The following is a 16,283-nucleotide window of genomic DNA, read 5'->3' on the forward strand; positions in this document are numbered from 1 at the left end:
GGACCGGTAGTTCAGTTGGTTAGAATGCCGGCCTGTCACGCCGGAGGTCGCGGGTTCGAGTCCCGTCCGGTCCGCCATCAAACAGAAAGCCACATCAAGTTATTGATGTGGCTTTTTTTTTATGCCTGAAATATAAGGCCCTTCAACGTGTACCTGTTCGAATGGATTGATGCAGGCTGATCTGAAATGAGCTTTCCAGATCAGCCTCGACGGATCAGGGCTCCAGGTCCTTCTCTTTGCTTAGATCTGCTGTGTACTGGCGGTTCAGTTGAATGTAATCGACCAGAATATGACCTGACTCTACCAGCATTGCATCCTTGCGGACTTCTTCTTCAGTAGGCCCCTTGAAGCGTGAAGATGTTGCTTCATCCGCAAGCTCCTCAAGTGACTTCAGCTCCTTTTCACCCTTGGCTTTGCGCAACCGGTTTTCAATGGCCAGTTTCTGCTCGGTCTGGGCTTCTTCCTGAGCTTTGCGGGCTTTCTCATTTAGCGACAGTGTCTCTATATCGTCAGCCTGCTGCAGGAAATTTTTCATGTCATTGAGATACATGAAATCAGCATTGTCACTGACCCGCTGGCTGTGACGCTTTTCCAGCAGATCAAAATAAGGCGCCAGAGTGCCCGCTGATTCAAAATCAATCGGCTCAATGGTGTCCCAGGGAAGTGCGTTGGGCAGTGAGCTTTCACCGATTTTGGCCGGGTTGTACAGTGACGGGAATGCGATATCGGGAATGATGCCGCGATTCTGGGTACTCATGCCGGAAATACGGTAGAACTTGGCCAGGGTATATTTAAGCTGACCATGGTTCAGAGGCTGGATGGTTTGCACTGTGCCTTTACCAAAACTCTGACTACCAATAATCAATGCCCGGCCATAGTCCTGCATCGCACCCGCAAAAATCTCAGATGCAGATGCACTGAGTCGATTGATCAGTACGGTCATCGGGCCATCCCAGGCCAGGCCCGGATCAGTATCCCGCTGAATATCCATACGACCACGACCATCCTTGACGACGACTGTAGGGCCGCTATCGATAAAAAGGCCGGTCAGCTGATTGGCTTCCTGTAATGAACCACCACCATTGTTTCGGAGGTCAATTACCAGACCGTCCACCCGCTCTTTCTTCAGCTCGCTGATCAGCTGGCGTACGTCACGGGTCGTGCTCTTGTATTCCGGGTCACCAGCCTGAGCGGCTTTGAAATCGATATAAAAGGTGGGAATGGAAATAACACCAATCTTGAAGGTCTGCACTGCACCGGGAATTTCCAGTACGTACTTTTGTGCTGACTGTTCTTCAAGCTTCACCTTGTCACGGTTGATAGGATAAATACTGGTGTTGCTTTCACTGCCGCCAGAAGTGATGACTTCAAGCCGAACCAGGGTAGATTTGGGGCCGCGAATCTTTTTGACCACTTCATCCAGTCGCATACCGATGACTTCTTCAATCGGGCCGTCTTTGCCCTGACCAACACCGATAATCTTGTCACCGGGTTTCAGCTGTCCAGCCTTGTCTGCCGGGCCGGCCGGAACCAGGCTTACCACCTTGGTGTATTCATCATCGGCCTGTAGCACAGCACCAATCCCTTCCAGAGAAAGACTCATGCTGATATCAAAGTTCTCGGCAGACTGTGGCGAGAAATACTCTGTGTGCGGGTCAAACAGTTTGACGAATGAGTTGATATAAGTCTGGAAGGCATCCTCGCTGCGAGTCTGCTTCAGGTATCGCAACTGATTGGTAAAGCGCTTGCGCAGCTGGTTGGAAATTTCCTCTTCCGTGCGCTTGTTCATTCGCATGGACAGTACGCTTTCCTTGAATTCGCGGCGCCAGAGATCGAACTGTTTGTTCTTGTTGTCCAGCCAGGGGGCTTTATCCCGTTCCAGCTCAAGAGCCTCATCTCTTGTGAAATCAAGTATGCTGATGCCGTTATCCAGCAATTTCAACAAGTACTCAAGGCGTTCCTCTGCCCTTTGCTGGCGACGATTGAAGATTTCATAGGCTTGTCTCAGATCACCATTTTTTAGCGTGCCCGCCAGTTTTTTGCGCCAGGGATCAAACTCCTCGACATCGGCGGCAAGGAAGAATCGCTTGTAACGGTCAAGCTGCTCCAGATACTGGTTGAAGAAACGCTCGGCATAAGCCTCATCCACGGCCAGACGCTCATAGTGCTTGAGCTCAAGCATTTTGTAGATATTGGCACTGGCGATTGCCTGGTTCAGATTGGGCTTCAGTTCGGGTAAGGGGTCAGTGGTGGCATCTGTTTTGGCGTGTACCGGCAGGGATGACAGCGAGAATGTCGCCAGTACAACAGCTAACGAACGTGTCAGCTGGCTTTTCCTGAAAGTAGGGTTGAAAAGCATCTGAAATAGAGGCTCCTTGCTGTTTTCGTTAGTCCCCGCCACATATCAAGGCATTTGGGCAGCGTTCGTAAAGATAATCTTAGGACATGATACCGTCAGTAGTCTTCTGATGGGAGTGTTATTGCTGGCTGCCAGCAAGCCGACAGAGGGGTGGGAGCACAGGCAGGTAGCGTAGCGACCTGCCTGTTAATCATGGATTAGCTGATAACCAGCTGTTCCATGCTGGCCAGACGCTTCAATACCTTAACCAGATATTCTGCATCTTTGGTGCCGGCCAGTTCGCGAATGGAGTGCATGCCAAAGGTTGGCAGGCCAACGTCAAGCGTGCGTACACCCAGCTCGCCGGAAGTCAGCGGGCCAATGGTGCTGCCGCAGCCCATATCGGTACGGGTTACAAACTGTTGTACCGGAACCCCTTCCATCTCGCAGACCCAGCGGAACAGACTGCTGGTTTCATCAGTGGTGGCGTAGCGCTGATTGGCATTGATCTTGATGACGGGGCCGGCATTCAGCAGCGGGCCATGGTTGCTGTCATGCTTGTCAGCAAAGTTGGGGTGAATGCCGTGGGCATTGTCAGCAGAAATCAGCAGGGAGTTCTGCATGGTGCGGGTAAAGTCTGCACCGGAGCCAATCACGCGCTCCAGCACATCTTTCAGGAATGGTCCCTGGGCACCGGTTGTGGACAGGCTGCCACACTCTTCGTGGTCATTGCAGACCAGCAGGAATGGATACTCGGCATCGGTGCCGGCATTGAGCAAAGCCTCGGTACCGACAAAGCAGCTCAGCAGATTATCCAGGCGGGCGCTGGCAATAAACTCGTCACGCAGACCGATTTGTGCCGGTGCCTGGGTATCAAAGAAACGCAGGTCAAAATCGACAACCTTTTCTGCAGCGACGCCCTGTTCCTTGAGGTGCTTTAGCAGCAGGCTGCGGAAGTCAGCAGTGTCGTCATCCGGCAGATGGCACAGTACCGGCGGGATGTCGGTCTGGGGGTTAACGGTGCGCTCCTTGTTGGCACCACGATCCAGGTGGATAGCCAGACTTGGAATAGTGGCGATCGCTTTCTCAAAATTAATCAGGGTTGATTTCAGCTGGTTGTTGCTGTCGGTATAAACAACCCGGCCGGCCAATGACAGGTCACGGTCGAACCAGGGGTTCAGCAATACGCCACCGTAGGTTTCAACGCCCAGCTGCAGGTAACCGTGCTTTTTGATTTCCGGTGCAGGCTTGACTTGCAGGCAAGGGCTGTCAGTGTGTGCGCCCACCATCCGGAAACCGGTTTTGGTATACTCGGCACGGCCTGTAGTAAATGCGATCAGAGAGGATCCGTTGCGGGTAACAACATATCCCTTGCCTGGCTGTATACTCCACTCGTCACGCTCATCAAGGAGCTCAAACCCTGCTTCCTGCAACAGCTGTTGCATGTTTTTGGTGGCGTGCCAGGGAGTAGGTGATGCGTGGAGATAGTCCAGCAGGCGTTGATTAAAACTCATGCCCGATCCTTGTGGTGATTGCTGAAAAACTTCGGCTGTCACGGAACATTATCAGAGTGCCATTCCGGAAGCTGAAGAATGAAAATACTTTTACTGTCGGCCTATGATGCCATGAGTCATCGCTATTGGCGTGAGGGGCTGGTTGCAAATCTGGGTCATCATGACTGGACCGTACTCAGTCTGCCTCCGCGCCATTTTAATTGGCGTATTCGGGGCAGCAGTCTGAGCTGGGCCTTTGGCGAACGTCAACTGCTGGGGCAATCTTATGACAGGGTTCTGGCTACATCTATGACTGATTTGTCAGCGCTGCGGGGTATGGTGCCAAAACTGGCCTCGGTGCCAAGTATTGTCTACTTCCACGAAAACCAGTTTGCCTACCCCTCCTCATCCAGCCAGCAAACGACGCTGGAACCGCAGATTGTGAATCTGTATTCGGCATTGTCGGCGGACAGGGTGCTGTTCAATAGTGATTATAATCGCACAACCTTTATCAATGGTGTATCGCAGTTGCTAAAAAAATTACCGGATTATGTGCCTGATAATGTGCCGGAATTATTGCAGGAACGTAGTCAGGTGGTACCGGTGCCGTTGTCCGACAGCCTTTTTGTTGAACATACTGAAGACGACAGCAAAGGCTCGCCGTTACAAATTATCTGGAACCATCGCTGGGAGTACGATAAAGCGCCGGAAACCTTATTTATGGCACTCAGCCATCTTCGCAGAGCTAATGTGCCCTTTAAAGTACATGTGCTGGGGCAGCAGTTCAGGCGCATGCCGGAAGTGTTTGTGAAAGCCCGGTCAGAGCTGGAAAGCTTTATCGGTAGCTGGGGACATATTGCTGATGACACTGAATATCGAAAAATTCTGGCTGCGGGAGATATTGTATTGTCTACGGCGATTCATGACTTTCAGGGCATTGCAGTGCTGGAGGCAGTAGCTGCAGGTTGTCAGCCTTTAGTGCCGGATCGGCTGGCTTACCGGGAATTGTTTCCCCACCGCTTCAGGTATGAGAGCTGTCCGGAGCAGCCGGAAAAAGAAGCACAAATACTTGCGGGAAGGCTTCAGGTGTTGGCTGAAGCGAAGTCACAGGGAAGCTTTAAGCGAGATGTGCCCGATTTGAACAGGTTACGCTGGTCATACCTTGGCCAAAGTTATGATGATGCCCTGACTGCAATCAGTCTCTGATCAGACCGGGAAGGAATAATACGCCCGGCATCAACCGGGCAGGGTGACATTCACTTCCAATACTGATGTGTCTCCCAGGCTATCCAGCTGGATATGAATATCGCCGGGATTTACGTTCACATATTTGTTTACAACCGTGACAATATCCTGCTGCATGGCCGGCAGGTAATCAGGTCCATTCCGGGTCGAACGCTCGTGTGCAACAATGATTTTCAGCCGTTCCCGGGCTGTATCCGCGGAGTGATCTTCTTCGTGCCCGTTGCGGCGAAAGAAAGAGTCCAGCAGGCTCATCAGACTGTGCTCCCTGTTCTCGGAATGGCTGTTATAGGTTTCATGCCAGCTACTTCCCCCCAAACATCCTTTGTATCAGAGATGGTTTGGGCGCTTCCAGAAAACGGTGAGGCCGTTCTTCACCGAGGAATCGTTCAACCATATCCATGTAAGCCTGACCTGCGATGGATTCCTGCAGGTGAATAACAGGCAAACCCTTGTTGGATGCCTTGAGTACATCCGGTGATTCAGGAATCACGCCCAGTAATGGAATCGCCAGGATTTCCTTCACATCTTCCAGGTCGAGCATCTCCCCCTTACTAACCCGCACGGGATCGTAACGGTTAACCAGCAAATGTTCTTTTACCGGCTCAAGGTTATTTTCAGCACGACGGGAACGACTTTGAAGGATGCCCAGAATACGATCGGAATCACGAACAGATGAAATCTCGGGATTGGTTGTGACAATGGCTTCGTCAGCAAAATAAAGTGCCATCATGGCACCATGTTCAATGCCGGCCGGGGAGTCACAAACAATATAATCGAAGTCTTTAGCCAGATCGGACAAGACGGCTTCAACACCTTCTTTGGTGAGCGCATCTTTATCACGGGTTTGGGATGCAGGCAGAACGCACAGGTTCTCAGAGTGCTTGTCTTTAATCAGCGCCTGATGAAGCCGGGCTTCGCCATTAATAACATTGATAAAATCATAAACAACCCGGCGCTCACAGCCCATGACCAGATCCAGATTTCGAAGGCCGACATCGAAATCAATGACGACTGTTTTGAAACCCTTCATGGCAAGTCCGGTTGCAAAAGCTGCGCTGGTAGTTGTTTTGCCTACCCCCCCCTTGCCGGAGGTTATTACAATGATCTTTGCCAAGGTACCATCCTGATTTTTACGGCGATGGCCTGATATCCGGGATGTGTCTTTGACGTGCGGCAACCAAAAAAATAGAAGCAATGCACCGGTTTAAAACTGACAGGCATAATCCGGTCGCATTTGATTTCATTTAATACCGAGCTCGTCAGGGAAACTTCCGGCAATTATTAAGTGTTGAAAGTGTTGTCTGGGCCACCTGCTTAACTGACCACAGTATTTATGAAAGCGCTTCAAGGTGCAACTTATCTTCGACTAAATATGCCTGAAACGGCTTTTTCCAATACTTTTTGTCTTGCTCAGAGATCAGCTTGTAATTACCACCGATCGAAACCAGCTCGGCTTCAAAGCTGTGGCAGAAGATACGGGCGTGATTGTTGCTCTCTATACCCGCCAGAGCTCTTCCCCGTAAAGCACCATAGACATGAATATTGCCGGCAGCCAATAGCTCTGCTCCGGTACTGACCTGACCAAACACAATCAGGTCACCGTCACTGTGAATTTGCTGTCCAGAGCGTACGGGAGTGGTAATTACCTTGGCGACAGAAGAAACAGATGGTGTGGCAGGCTGTTTTTCCGACATATTGTTATCGACTGCATTATTATTGAGTTCAAGTCGTAGTTGGTGCTGACTCATTAATATGACATTGCCGTCGTTTTTATTTTCGGTAATCTTGTCGTTTTTAGATTCTTTTACTTTGGCCGCGGGTAGCCATGCCAGGCCAGCAGTTTGTGCTACTGCTCGATGAGATTCCGTGCCGCCGCGAATGGCAACCAGAATAATGCCATAGTTTTTGCACAGGGCTCGCAATGAGTGAAAGTCAATAAACTGATGGGAAGGTTCCAGTTTTTCCAGTGCCAGAATAACCGGCGACTGTTCGAAGAAACGAGGTGCGTTCTCGATGGTTTTGCTTAACTGACGTTGAAATGCTTCCGGAGTGAAGTTAAGCAGTTCGATGGTTGTAAGGGCGACGAGTCCTCCCTTGAGCCGAAAGCAGGTGCTTTCCTGTTGCAAGTCGTGTCTGTTCATACCCAACCCTTTTGGTGCCCGCCATCCGATTCCCCATTATAAGCAGATTTTTTTATGGAATGCAGAACCCTTTTTTCAAGATCGGGTCAGATTTTTAAAGATCAGGCCAAAAATGCGAGAATGCGCCGCCTGAGATGTCTAACTTTTATGACCAACCAATATGAATAAACGCACTTCCGCTGCGGACAAGCCGGAACAGCCGCTGGAGTTTCAGCTGCACTATTTATCTCCCCGTTACTGGAGCCTGTGGCTGATGTTCGGTATTAGCCGGCTGATTAGTGGCCTGCCATGGAAAATGCAGATCGGACTGGGACGCAGGTTAGGACGAATGTTTCTTCGTGTGGGAGGGCGTCGCCGTCATATTGCCGAGCGAAATATAGCTTTGTGTTTTCCTGAACTTGATCAGCAACAACGAGAAAAGTTTCTGGTTAAAAGTTATGAATCGCTGGGTATCGGGGTGCTTGAAGTCGGTATGGCCTGGTGGTGGTCACGCAAGCGACTGGAAGACAGCTGGGAGCTGGAAGGACTGGAAAATATAGAGCAGGGTGGCAAAGGCATTGTCCTGCTGGGTATTCACCAGACCTGTATTGAAATGATGGGTGCTACCGCATCACTGGCCGTTGCAACTGATATAACTTATCGCCGCCACAAAAATCCTTTTTATGAATATATACAGCGCCAGCGTCGAACCCGTTTTAATGACTGTGGAAGAAAGCTGGTCGATCGAAAAGATGTGCGGACTTTTGTACGACGATTAAAAGCCGGCAAGATTATGTGGTACTTGCCTGATCAGGATTACGGACCCAAGCAAAGCGTTTTTGCCCCCTTTATGGGCATTAATGCTGCAACAGTGACCGGAGCAGCGAGGTTATGTCGTATGACAGGATCTCGGGTGGTGCCAATATCGGCTTACAGAAATTATGAAACTGGTAAGTATCACATCAAGTTTCATCCAGCATGGGACGATTTCCCGCAAGGTGATGATGTCAGGGATGCGGTGCGGGTCAATCAGTATGTGGAGCAGATTATAAGACAGTACCCTGAAGACTACTACTGGGTTCATCGCCGTTTTAAAACACGGCCGGAAGGAGAGCCCAAGCTTTATTAGGTTTTTTCTGTGAATTTATAAAGAAAAAAGGTGGTGCAATATTGATTGCACCACCTTTTTTGGTGAGCCCAAGAGCTGAGCTGGTCAGGTAGTGATTACCAGGCGCATGGCATCCAGTCTGAGCTGGGCTTTTTGCAGAGCCTGATGACCATAGGCTGCCCGCTGTTTCAGGAAGTCGATTTCTTCATCCCGAACATTGGGGTTAACCTGTTTCAGTGCGGCCAGGCGCTTCATTTCTTCCGTTACATTGTTCAGCAGTGTCTGGCAGGCGTTGGTCACAATTGCAGGCACTTGTTGTTTAACGGAAGCTTCAGCAGCTTGCAGCAGAGCCAGAATAATCTGACGCTGGCTCTTGACTACCTTGCGGGCGGTACCGGTCTTCAACGGTTGAAGCTGTGCAGCCAGACCTTCAAAGCTGACCTTTGCCGCCAGATCTTTACCTGTTGGATCAATCAGGGTACGGATCGGTGTTGCCGGCAGATAGCGATCAAGCTCGAGCTGTCGTTTACCGCAGGCTTCAACCGTGTAGATAGCTTCCAGCAACATGGTGCCGGGCTTCAGACTGCGGTTCTTGATAATGGATACGGCAGTGTTACCGGTCTCTCCGGTCATAACCGTTTCCATGCAACTGCTGACCAATGGGTGCTCCCAGGTCAGGAACTGCATATCTTCCCGAGCCAGTGCCATATCACGATCAAATGTGAAGGTGGCGCCATCTTCCGGTAAGCCGGGCAGACTTGGAACGGCCATATGGCTGCCAGGTCTGGCAATCAGGCAGTGTTTGGAGTGGTCTTCTGATTCGACACCGAAGGCATCAAACAGCTTCTCCATATACTTCTTCAGGGTACGGGACTCTTCCTCTTCCTGAATAGCGGTAACAATGCTGCCCTGTTCGCTACCGTGGCTGCCATGAGAGTTCAGTTCCAGCAGGCGATCACGACCCTGCTCAAGATAAGCACTGACTTCACTGCTGACTTTGGTGGTTTTCTGGATCAGCTTTTCAGCATCTTCCGAGTTAAATTCACCACTGGTCAGGACGGTATTCAGTTCATCACCCAGTTCGGCCGAAACAATACTGCCGGCCCGGCAGGTGGTATTGAAGGCATCCATCCCTTCGTCATACCAGCGGAACAGCATGGACTGGGCGGTATTTTCCAGTACCGGCGCATGAATCTGGATGGTTTGGGTCTGACCAATACGATCCAGACGACCAATGCGCTGCTCCAGCAGATCCGGGTTAACCGGCAGATCAAACAGGACCAGGTGATGAGCGAACTGGAAGTTACGGCCTTCACTGCCAATCTCGGAACAGATCAGGGTCTGGGCACCGTACTCTTCATCAGCAAACCAGGCGCTGGCACGGTCACGTTCGACAATGCTCATGCCTTCGTGGAATACCGCTGCCGGAATGCCTGAACGGATACGCAGGGCGTTTTCCAGATCCAATACAGTCTCTGCACGGGCGCAGATAATCAGTACTTTCTTCTTTTTCAGCAGCTTCAGCAGGTTGATCAGCCAGTCGACCCGGGGATCCACTTTCCACCAAGGATCCATATCATCCAGCTTGATCTGCTGCTGATAAGCCAATTCCGGATAAAGGTGCTGTTCCAGCCCTTCAGCTTCTTCCATGGCAATGCTGTACAGTTCTGGCAGAGACAGAGGATAGCTCTGTGCCAGGCGACCCGGGAAGCCGGAAATGGCGTTACGGGTGTTACGGAACATAACCCGGCCGGTGCCATGACGATCCAGCAGCAGTCGAATCAGCTGCTCGCGGGCATGCGTGCGGTTCTCGCTGGCCTGATGACTATTGATAGTCTGAATCAGTGTATCAATCTGGTCACCCAGCAGGGTTTGCAGATGGGAAACCGCTTCTTCCGGTAACTGGTCGTTATCCAGCAGTTCCTGCACTGCAGAGGCTACCGGTTCATAAGCAGACTGCTCTTCGCGGAAGGCTTCCAGGCTGTAAAAACGGTTGGGATCCAGCAGGCGCAGACGGGCAAAGTGGCTGGCCTGACCCAGTTGCTCCGGTGTTGCCGTCAGTAGCAATACACTGGGCGTGTTTTGTGCCAGCTGTTCAACCAGTTCGTATTCAGTGCTGGGTTTATTTTCTTCCCATTTAAGATGATGAGCCTCATCGACAATCAGGGTATCCCAACCGGCTTCCTGGCATTGCTGGCGAGCATTTTCATCGTCCCGCAGGAAGTCCAGACTGACCAGAATCAGCTGCTCGCTCTGGAACGGATTATCACTTTCGGTATGCCGGCAGCGTTCCTGATCAAACAGGGAAAAATGCAGGTTGAAGCGGCGCAGCATTTCAACCAGCCACTGATGCTGGAGTGTCTCCGGCACAATCAGCAACACTCGACGGGCATGCCCGGTGATCAGCTGACGGTGAAGAATCAGACCGGCTTCAATGGTTTTACCCAGACCCACTTCATCCGCCAGCAGTACGCGTGGAGCGTAACGGGAAGCGACTTCATTGGCGATGTGAAGCTGGTGGGGGATCAGGCCGGCCCGGGGGCCCAGCAGACCGCGGAAAGCGGATTTACACAGGCGGTGATTATGCTGCAGGGTCTTGTAGCGCAGATTGAAATTGCTGTTGGTATCAATCTGGCCGGCCAGCAGGCGGTCCTGAGGCTTGTTGAACTGGATAAAGTTGCTGAGATTGGTTTCCGGTAGTTCGTGGCGTTCACCGTCCCGATCCTGACCGATATATGTCAGCAGTCCGTCTTTTTCTGCAACCTCGGTAACGGTCATGGTCTGACCGTCATGACTTTCCACCCGGTCGCCCGGATTGAAAATGACGCGGGTCAGGGGGCTGTTATGACGTGCATACAGTCGCGTTTCGCCAGTGGCCGGAAAGAGCAGGGTAACCATGCGGGCGTCCATCATCAGGACAGTGCCCAGCCCCTGTTCGATCTCGGTGTCGCTAATCCAGCGTTGTCCGGGAACGAATTCTTCCATAGGTTTCCGTGTTTTTGCTGCCGTAGTAAATAGCCTGCAATCAGGCTAAGGGGGTTAATGGGAAAACCGGTAGGTCAATGACCCGTTTGATGCCCGGATGCATCTATGTTGAAAAGGGGCGGTATAGTAGCGGAAAATCCTGAGAGGACAATATGTTATGCCCGTAGACTGGCATGTTTTCTCCGTAGATGGATATCCCGGACAGCGCATCATGGTAATTGATGGCTATGATTTGTCCGCCGTTCTGTCTGGAAGCCTGTAGCTGAAACAATGAAAACAGAATAGCAGCCTCCAATAAATTTACCCGCGCGATTATACACGGATCCAACCGCTGCCAAAGCAGTTGTTGGATCCGTTATACGTTTACTGAACGCTCAGGAAGCCTCAGGTTGAGGGTTTGGTTGGTGTGGGTGCTGCTTCTGGGTGACTTGCAGAATACTGTGACGCACTTCACTGGTCAGCAACTGGCGGGCATCTTCAGCAACCTGGGTGACTTCATGTCCGTACTCCAGTTTACTGCCGGTATTTTCCAGCAAGATACCCTGCTGAATCAGCTGGTCAATAAAGCTGCGGAACAGGTTTTTATCAAAGAACTCCGGTGCATTGATGCCATGAATCATGGACAGGCGCTGGGCCATGACCTGAGACTGAGCCTCCAGGCTTTCGCGGTCAGTTTCACCGCTGCCATTAAGCAGCAGCAACTGAATGACGATATAGAAGCGCTCCAGTGTGGGCAACATCGGGCGAGCCATTACACTCATCATCACATAAGGTGTGGAGCTGCTGTCAGGGCGGCTGTATTCACCGTCGATTTCACTGAGTAATCCGGCATCAACCAGCGCATCGAGCCAACGATTGATTTCGCGTACCAGCTCCCGTTTCTCCCAGCGCAGGAACAGCTCAGCCTGAAGATAGGGATACAGTACCATACAGATTTCCTGCAGGTGTCGGCGAGGCTGACGATGATTGGTCAGGAACATGGCACAGATCAGAGATGGCAGAGCCAGCATATGCAGAATGTTATTGCGATAGTAGGTCATCAATACCGGATGGTTGCCCTCCAGTTGCAGCACATCTCCCAGACTGTCTGAACGACGAGTGACCAGTTTAAGCTTCTCAACATATTCCACCATTTCGCTGCCACTCAGCTCGGTGTAAGAAATATGCTCGCTGTAGGGAACGGTTTTTAACAGCTTCAGTGTAGTATCCAGCTGCAACACCAGTTCTTCTTCACTGAGAGCATGACGGGGAGCGCTGAGCAGTGCTGTGGCTACCATATTGACTGGATTGATAGCTGCAGCATTATTAATTTCCTGCGACAAGCGTATACCCAGCTGGTTGGTAACCGGCTTGAGCCATTCCGGTTTGAACTCATCATTGTACTTCTGGGTTGTCCAGCCCGGCTGTTGCTGGTCAAGAAATTCGTTCAGGCAGACAGGTTCACCGAAGTTCAAACTGACCCGGCCAAACTCACTCTTCAGTTCAGCAAGGGTACGAATGATATCCAGCGGAGACTCTTTTTTCTTTTTCTTGCCACGTAGCTCACCCAGGTAGGTGCCAACTTCCAGCAGCTTTTCATAACCAATATAAACCGGAACAAAGCAAATAGGCCGGCGGTGATCACGCAGGAAGCTGCGAATGGTAATGGACAGCATACCGGTCTTTGGATTCAGGGTACGACCGGTACGGGAGCGACCACCCTCAATAAAGTACTCGACCGGGAAACCACGAACATACAAGGTATGCAGGTACTCATGAAATACTGCACTATAAAGCGGGTTTCCGCGGAATGTACGACGCATAAAGAATGCACCACCGCTTCGCAGGAAACGACCAACAACCGGCATGTTGAGGTTGATGCCGGCAGCAATATGCGGTGGGCTCAGACGGTACTGAAACAGGGTGTACGACAGTAGCAGGTAATCAATATGGCTTCGGTGGCAGGGGATATAAACCACTTCGTGAGTTTTGGATATATCCTGCACCCGCTCGATATTGTTGACTTCGACGCCATCATACAGCTTGTTCCAGAACCAGGTCAGCAGTTTTCTCAGGAAACGAACAACAGGGAAACTGTAGTCGGAGACTATCTCGTTCGCATATTTCAGAGCGCGAGCTTCAGCTTCCTTGATGGTGATCTGATGGGCGGTAGCTTCCTTTTCAATGGCCTGGCGCATATGGCGGGTGCGCAGCAATTCGTCGACCATGGTACGACGGTGAGATAAGTCCGGCCCGATGACAGAAGTACGCAGCTGACGAAAATGCACCCGTAGAACACGCCCGGTTTTTCTTAATATCCGGTTATGATCCTGACTGTCACCCGCAAGCTCTCGCAGAGAAATGGGTTTGCTGAAATGTACCAGCGTTTGACGGCCATTAAACAGCAGTTCGGTAAACCGGCGCAGTCGGCCTCCGACGTTATAACCGCGGGCAAACAGCAGCTTCAGGGCGGAGTCTTCCTTGTCTGGTCCCTGACCTACAAAAATGGACACAGGAACCAGCTGAATATCCTGCTCCGGATCAGCTTCAACTTGATGCAGCAGCTCAACCAGGCGAGGGGAGTACTGGCCATGCTGGATTTGCGGCTGATGTAGAAAAATACAGGCATTACCACTGTCGCTATCCAAACCTTCTATTGGGTGCGTTGGGCGAGGAAGGCCTGCCTTGATACATTCCTGATCCAGTATAACCAGGTCGGACAGAGACTGCCGGTGCAGCACATAGCAAACCGGTTTGGCAGGGTCGATCTCAAGTGCTTCAAATGAGTTATTGATGCCCTCGGCTCTGACCAGCAGATTCTGGGCCTGACGTACAAGACGAAAAGCCAGACGTTTGGTCCGGGACGATGTCGGGCGAGAGGGGTTTTCGCTCTTATCTTTCATTACAACTGACAGCCATAAGCGGAAAAGCGGGAGGGCTCGGAAGAGTGAGCTACCACCTGTTCACACCATTACAGATTTAATAAACAGTGATATAAGTTCCCGGGTCGTTGTTTTACATCTTTTGACGGAGCCTTTTCCATCCTTGCTGCGTTGCAACCCTAGTTTCCTAGCGAGGGTCACGTAGCTATGGCTACGTTCCCGACGTTGCGCCTTGGAGGCTGAAAAATTCACGCGTCAAAAAGTTGCAAAACAACGACCCAGAAACTTACAAAAAAACAACAGATGGAGCGCATTGTAACAGTCTGATTCGGCTTCGGCACGAAGAGGCTAATAATGAGCTTTACTCACAGGAACAATGTGAGTCGACTATGAAAGCAGATTGACGGGAGAAAGGGGGAGGTTGATGACAACGGGGTTGCCATCAACCAATAAGAAAATCCGAAAGGATTATTCGTTTGGCCACTGAATTAACTGTTCGCTGCCATCTTGGTTTATGTGCAACCACTCATCCATATTGCTTTCATCCCCCTGCCACAGAGATGCGTTACAGCGAACCGGTTGCTGGAAGCGCTGGTTGAATGCTTGCCCGCAGCTTTTATCTTCATCCCACGGTGTACCAGAAGAGTCAAACCAGATGCTATTCCATTTGCCGCTGGCTCCTTTCTGGATCTGCACCGGAATCTGTTTCTCTGCAAGGTATACCTTGAAATAGCGACAGTTGCCGTGCACAGGCCCTGTTTCAACAGTGTCAAATACTTCCGCGAGCCAGGTCGTTATATCTTCCAGGTTCACATCACGTACATAAATTTCGATATCAGGCTGGCTCATACAGCAGGTTTTCCAGAATCTGTTCGTAAATGCGCGAGAGTATATCCAGATCGGCAGCCCGAACACACTCATTGACCTTGTGAATTGTGGCATTTACCGGGCCAAGTTCCACTACCTGGGCACCAGTCGGAGCAATAAAGCGGCCATCAGAGGTGCCACCGGAGGTTGAAAGCTCGGTTTCATAACCGGTGACTGTCTTGATTGCGCTCTGAGCTGCAGAGACCAGAGCGCCTTCAGCAGTCAGGAAAGGCTCACCACTGATGCGCCATTGAGTGGAGTAGTCCAGACCGTGCCGGTCAAGTAGTGCCTCGGTGCGCTGTATCAGTTCATCAGCGGTTACTTCGGTGCTGTAGCGGAAGTTGATATGAACATCGACAGCACCGGGAATCATATTCTCTGCGTTGACCTTGCTGCCGGTGCGGATATCGGTAATCTGAAAGCTGGTGGCCGGAAAGAAGTCATTACCGTGATCCCAGTGCTCCTGGCTTAGCTCGGCCAATGCCGGAGCAGCCAGGTGAACCGGGTTTTCTGCCAAATGAGGGTAAGCCACATGTCCCTGGTGCCCCCGAATGCAGATATCAGCATGCAATGAGCCCCGGCGGCCATTTTTAATAATGTCCCCTACCTTGTCTGTGCTTGATGGTTCGCCTACCAGGCACCAGTCAATCTTTTCGCCACGGGCTTCCAGGTGTTCGATGACTTTTACCGTACCGTTTTTAGCCGGACCTTCTTCATCGCTGGTAATAAGAAATGCGATTGAGCCTTGATGATCAGGACAGCGTTCAACAAAACGTTCGCAGGCTGTCACCATGGCAGCCAGACTGCCTTTCATATCAGCAGCTCCGCGACCCAGCAGCATGCCGTCACGAATTTCAGGGGTAAAGGGAGGAGAGTCCCAGTTAGCCTCGGGGCCGGTGGGAACAACATCGGTATGACCGGCAAAGGCCATGACAGGAGCCGAATCTCCCCGGCGCAGCCAGATATTATCAACCTCCCCGAAGCGCAGTCGCTCAACTTTGAACCCCAGCGGCTCGAGTCGACTGATCATTAACTCCTGGCAACCTGCATCGACAGGCGTAACTGACTGGCGCGAGATAAGGTCAAAGGCCAGTGCAAGTGTTTCTGATAGGGATGTATCAGGCATTCATCGTAACCTTCTAGTCGAGTCAAATTATTATTCTCAAACCTGCCATGTATTGGGGCAGGTTCTAGGTGCCCTGGCTCAGGCTCTGTAGCAGCCAAAGATAACAGATCATGGTCAGGGAGGCTCAGAGGATTGTAATA

The 16,283-nt window shown here is 51.2% G+C and carries 11 protein-coding genes and 1 tRNA gene; 3 read left to right on the forward strand and 9 right to left on the reverse strand.

What is annotated here, in order from left to right; all coding sequences use genetic code 11:
• A tRNA-Asp gene (locus ACYZZ0_RS08510) sits at positions 1-77 on the forward strand.
• A 137-nt stretch (positions 78-214) separates the two neighbouring features.
• Here the strand turns inward: ACYZZ0_RS08510 and ACYZZ0_RS08515 are convergent.
• Both ACYZZ0_RS08515 and ACYZZ0_RS08520 read right to left on the reverse strand, forming a co-directional pair.
• Complete coding sequence (locus ACYZZ0_RS08515; RefSeq protein WP_461536186.1) at positions 215-2,359, reverse strand: carboxy terminal-processing peptidase; 2,145 nt, start codon at positions 2,357-2,359, stop codon at positions 215-217.
• 197 nt (positions 2,360-2,556) lie between these two features.
• Positions 2,557-3,852, reverse strand: coding sequence for a M18 family aminopeptidase (locus tag ACYZZ0_RS08520; protein WP_461536187.1), 1,296 nt, complete (start codon positions 3,850-3,852; stop codon positions 2,557-2,559).
• Between the two features lie 78 nt (positions 3,853-3,930).
• On the opposite strand from ACYZZ0_RS08520, the gene ACYZZ0_RS08525 reads away from it, so the two are divergent.
• The gene (locus tag ACYZZ0_RS08525) at positions 3,931-5,037 is read left to right on the forward strand and encodes a tRNA-queuosine alpha-mannosyltransferase domain-containing protein (RefSeq protein WP_461536188.1); all 1,107 of its coding nucleotides are present in this window, start codon (positions 3,931-3,933) and stop codon (positions 5,035-5,037) included.
• Between the two features lie 30 nt (positions 5,038-5,067).
• Here ACYZZ0_RS08525 and minE read toward each other — a convergent pair whose 3' ends face one another.
• From minE to minC, 3 genes are all read right to left on the reverse strand, one after another.
• The gene (minE, locus tag ACYZZ0_RS08530) at positions 5,068-5,328 is read right to left on the reverse strand and encodes a cell division topological specificity factor MinE (protein WP_461536189.1); all 261 of its coding nucleotides are present in this window, start codon (positions 5,326-5,328) and stop codon (positions 5,068-5,070) included.
• 49 nt (positions 5,329-5,377) lie between these two features.
• On the reverse strand, positions 5,378-6,190 hold the full coding sequence (gene minD / locus ACYZZ0_RS08535; protein WP_461536190.1) for a septum site-determining protein MinD: 813 nt from the start codon (positions 6,188-6,190) through the stop codon (positions 5,378-5,380).
• 217 nt (positions 6,191-6,407) lie between these two features.
• Positions 6,408-7,217, reverse strand: a complete 810-nt coding sequence (gene minC, locus ACYZZ0_RS08540) for a septum site-determining protein MinC (RefSeq protein ID WP_461536191.1) — start codon at positions 7,215-7,217, stop codon at positions 6,408-6,410.
• Positions 7,218-7,377: 160 nt separating this feature from the next.
• Here minC and lpxL point away from each other — a divergent pair, with 160 nt between their 5' ends.
• Positions 7,378-8,325 (forward strand): LpxL/LpxP family Kdo(2)-lipid IV(A) lauroyl/palmitoleoyl acyltransferase, encoded by a 948-nt coding sequence (lpxL, locus tag ACYZZ0_RS08545; protein WP_461536192.1) that lies wholly within the window; start codon positions 7,378-7,380, stop codon positions 8,323-8,325.
• 84 nt (positions 8,326-8,409) lie between these two features.
• Here the strand turns inward: lpxL and rapA are convergent, their stop codons facing one another.
• The 4 genes from rapA to dapE all read right to left on the reverse strand — a co-directional run bounded on the left by rapA (position 8,410) and on the right by dapE (position 16,143).
• The gene (gene rapA, locus ACYZZ0_RS08550; RefSeq protein ID WP_461536193.1) at positions 8,410-11,289 is read right to left on the reverse strand and encodes an RNA polymerase-associated protein RapA; all 2,880 of its coding nucleotides are present in this window, start codon (positions 11,287-11,289) and stop codon (positions 8,410-8,412) included.
• A gap of 374 nt (positions 11,290-11,663) precedes the next feature.
• Positions 11,664-14,171, reverse strand: a complete 2,508-nt coding sequence (gene plsB, locus ACYZZ0_RS08555) for a glycerol-3-phosphate 1-O-acyltransferase PlsB (RefSeq protein WP_461536194.1) — start codon at positions 14,169-14,171, stop codon at positions 11,664-11,666.
• Between the two features lie 447 nt (positions 14,172-14,618).
• Complete coding sequence (locus ACYZZ0_RS08560) at positions 14,619-14,999, reverse strand: hypothetical protein (RefSeq protein ID WP_461536195.1); 381 nt, start codon at positions 14,997-14,999, stop codon at positions 14,619-14,621.
• Entirely contained in the window at positions 14,986-16,143 is a 1,158-nt protein-coding gene (gene dapE, locus ACYZZ0_RS08565) for a succinyl-diaminopimelate desuccinylase (RefSeq protein ID WP_461536196.1), read from the reverse strand. Before dapE ends, ACYZZ0_RS08560 begins: the two co-directional genes overlap by 14 nt.
• Positions 16,144-16,283 lie beyond the last annotated feature (140 nt).

This window comes from Spongorhabdus nitratireducens (assembly GCA_947387575.1).
Lineage (GTDB): Bacteria > Pseudomonadota > Gammaproteobacteria > Pseudomonadales > Endozoicomonadaceae > CANDOC01.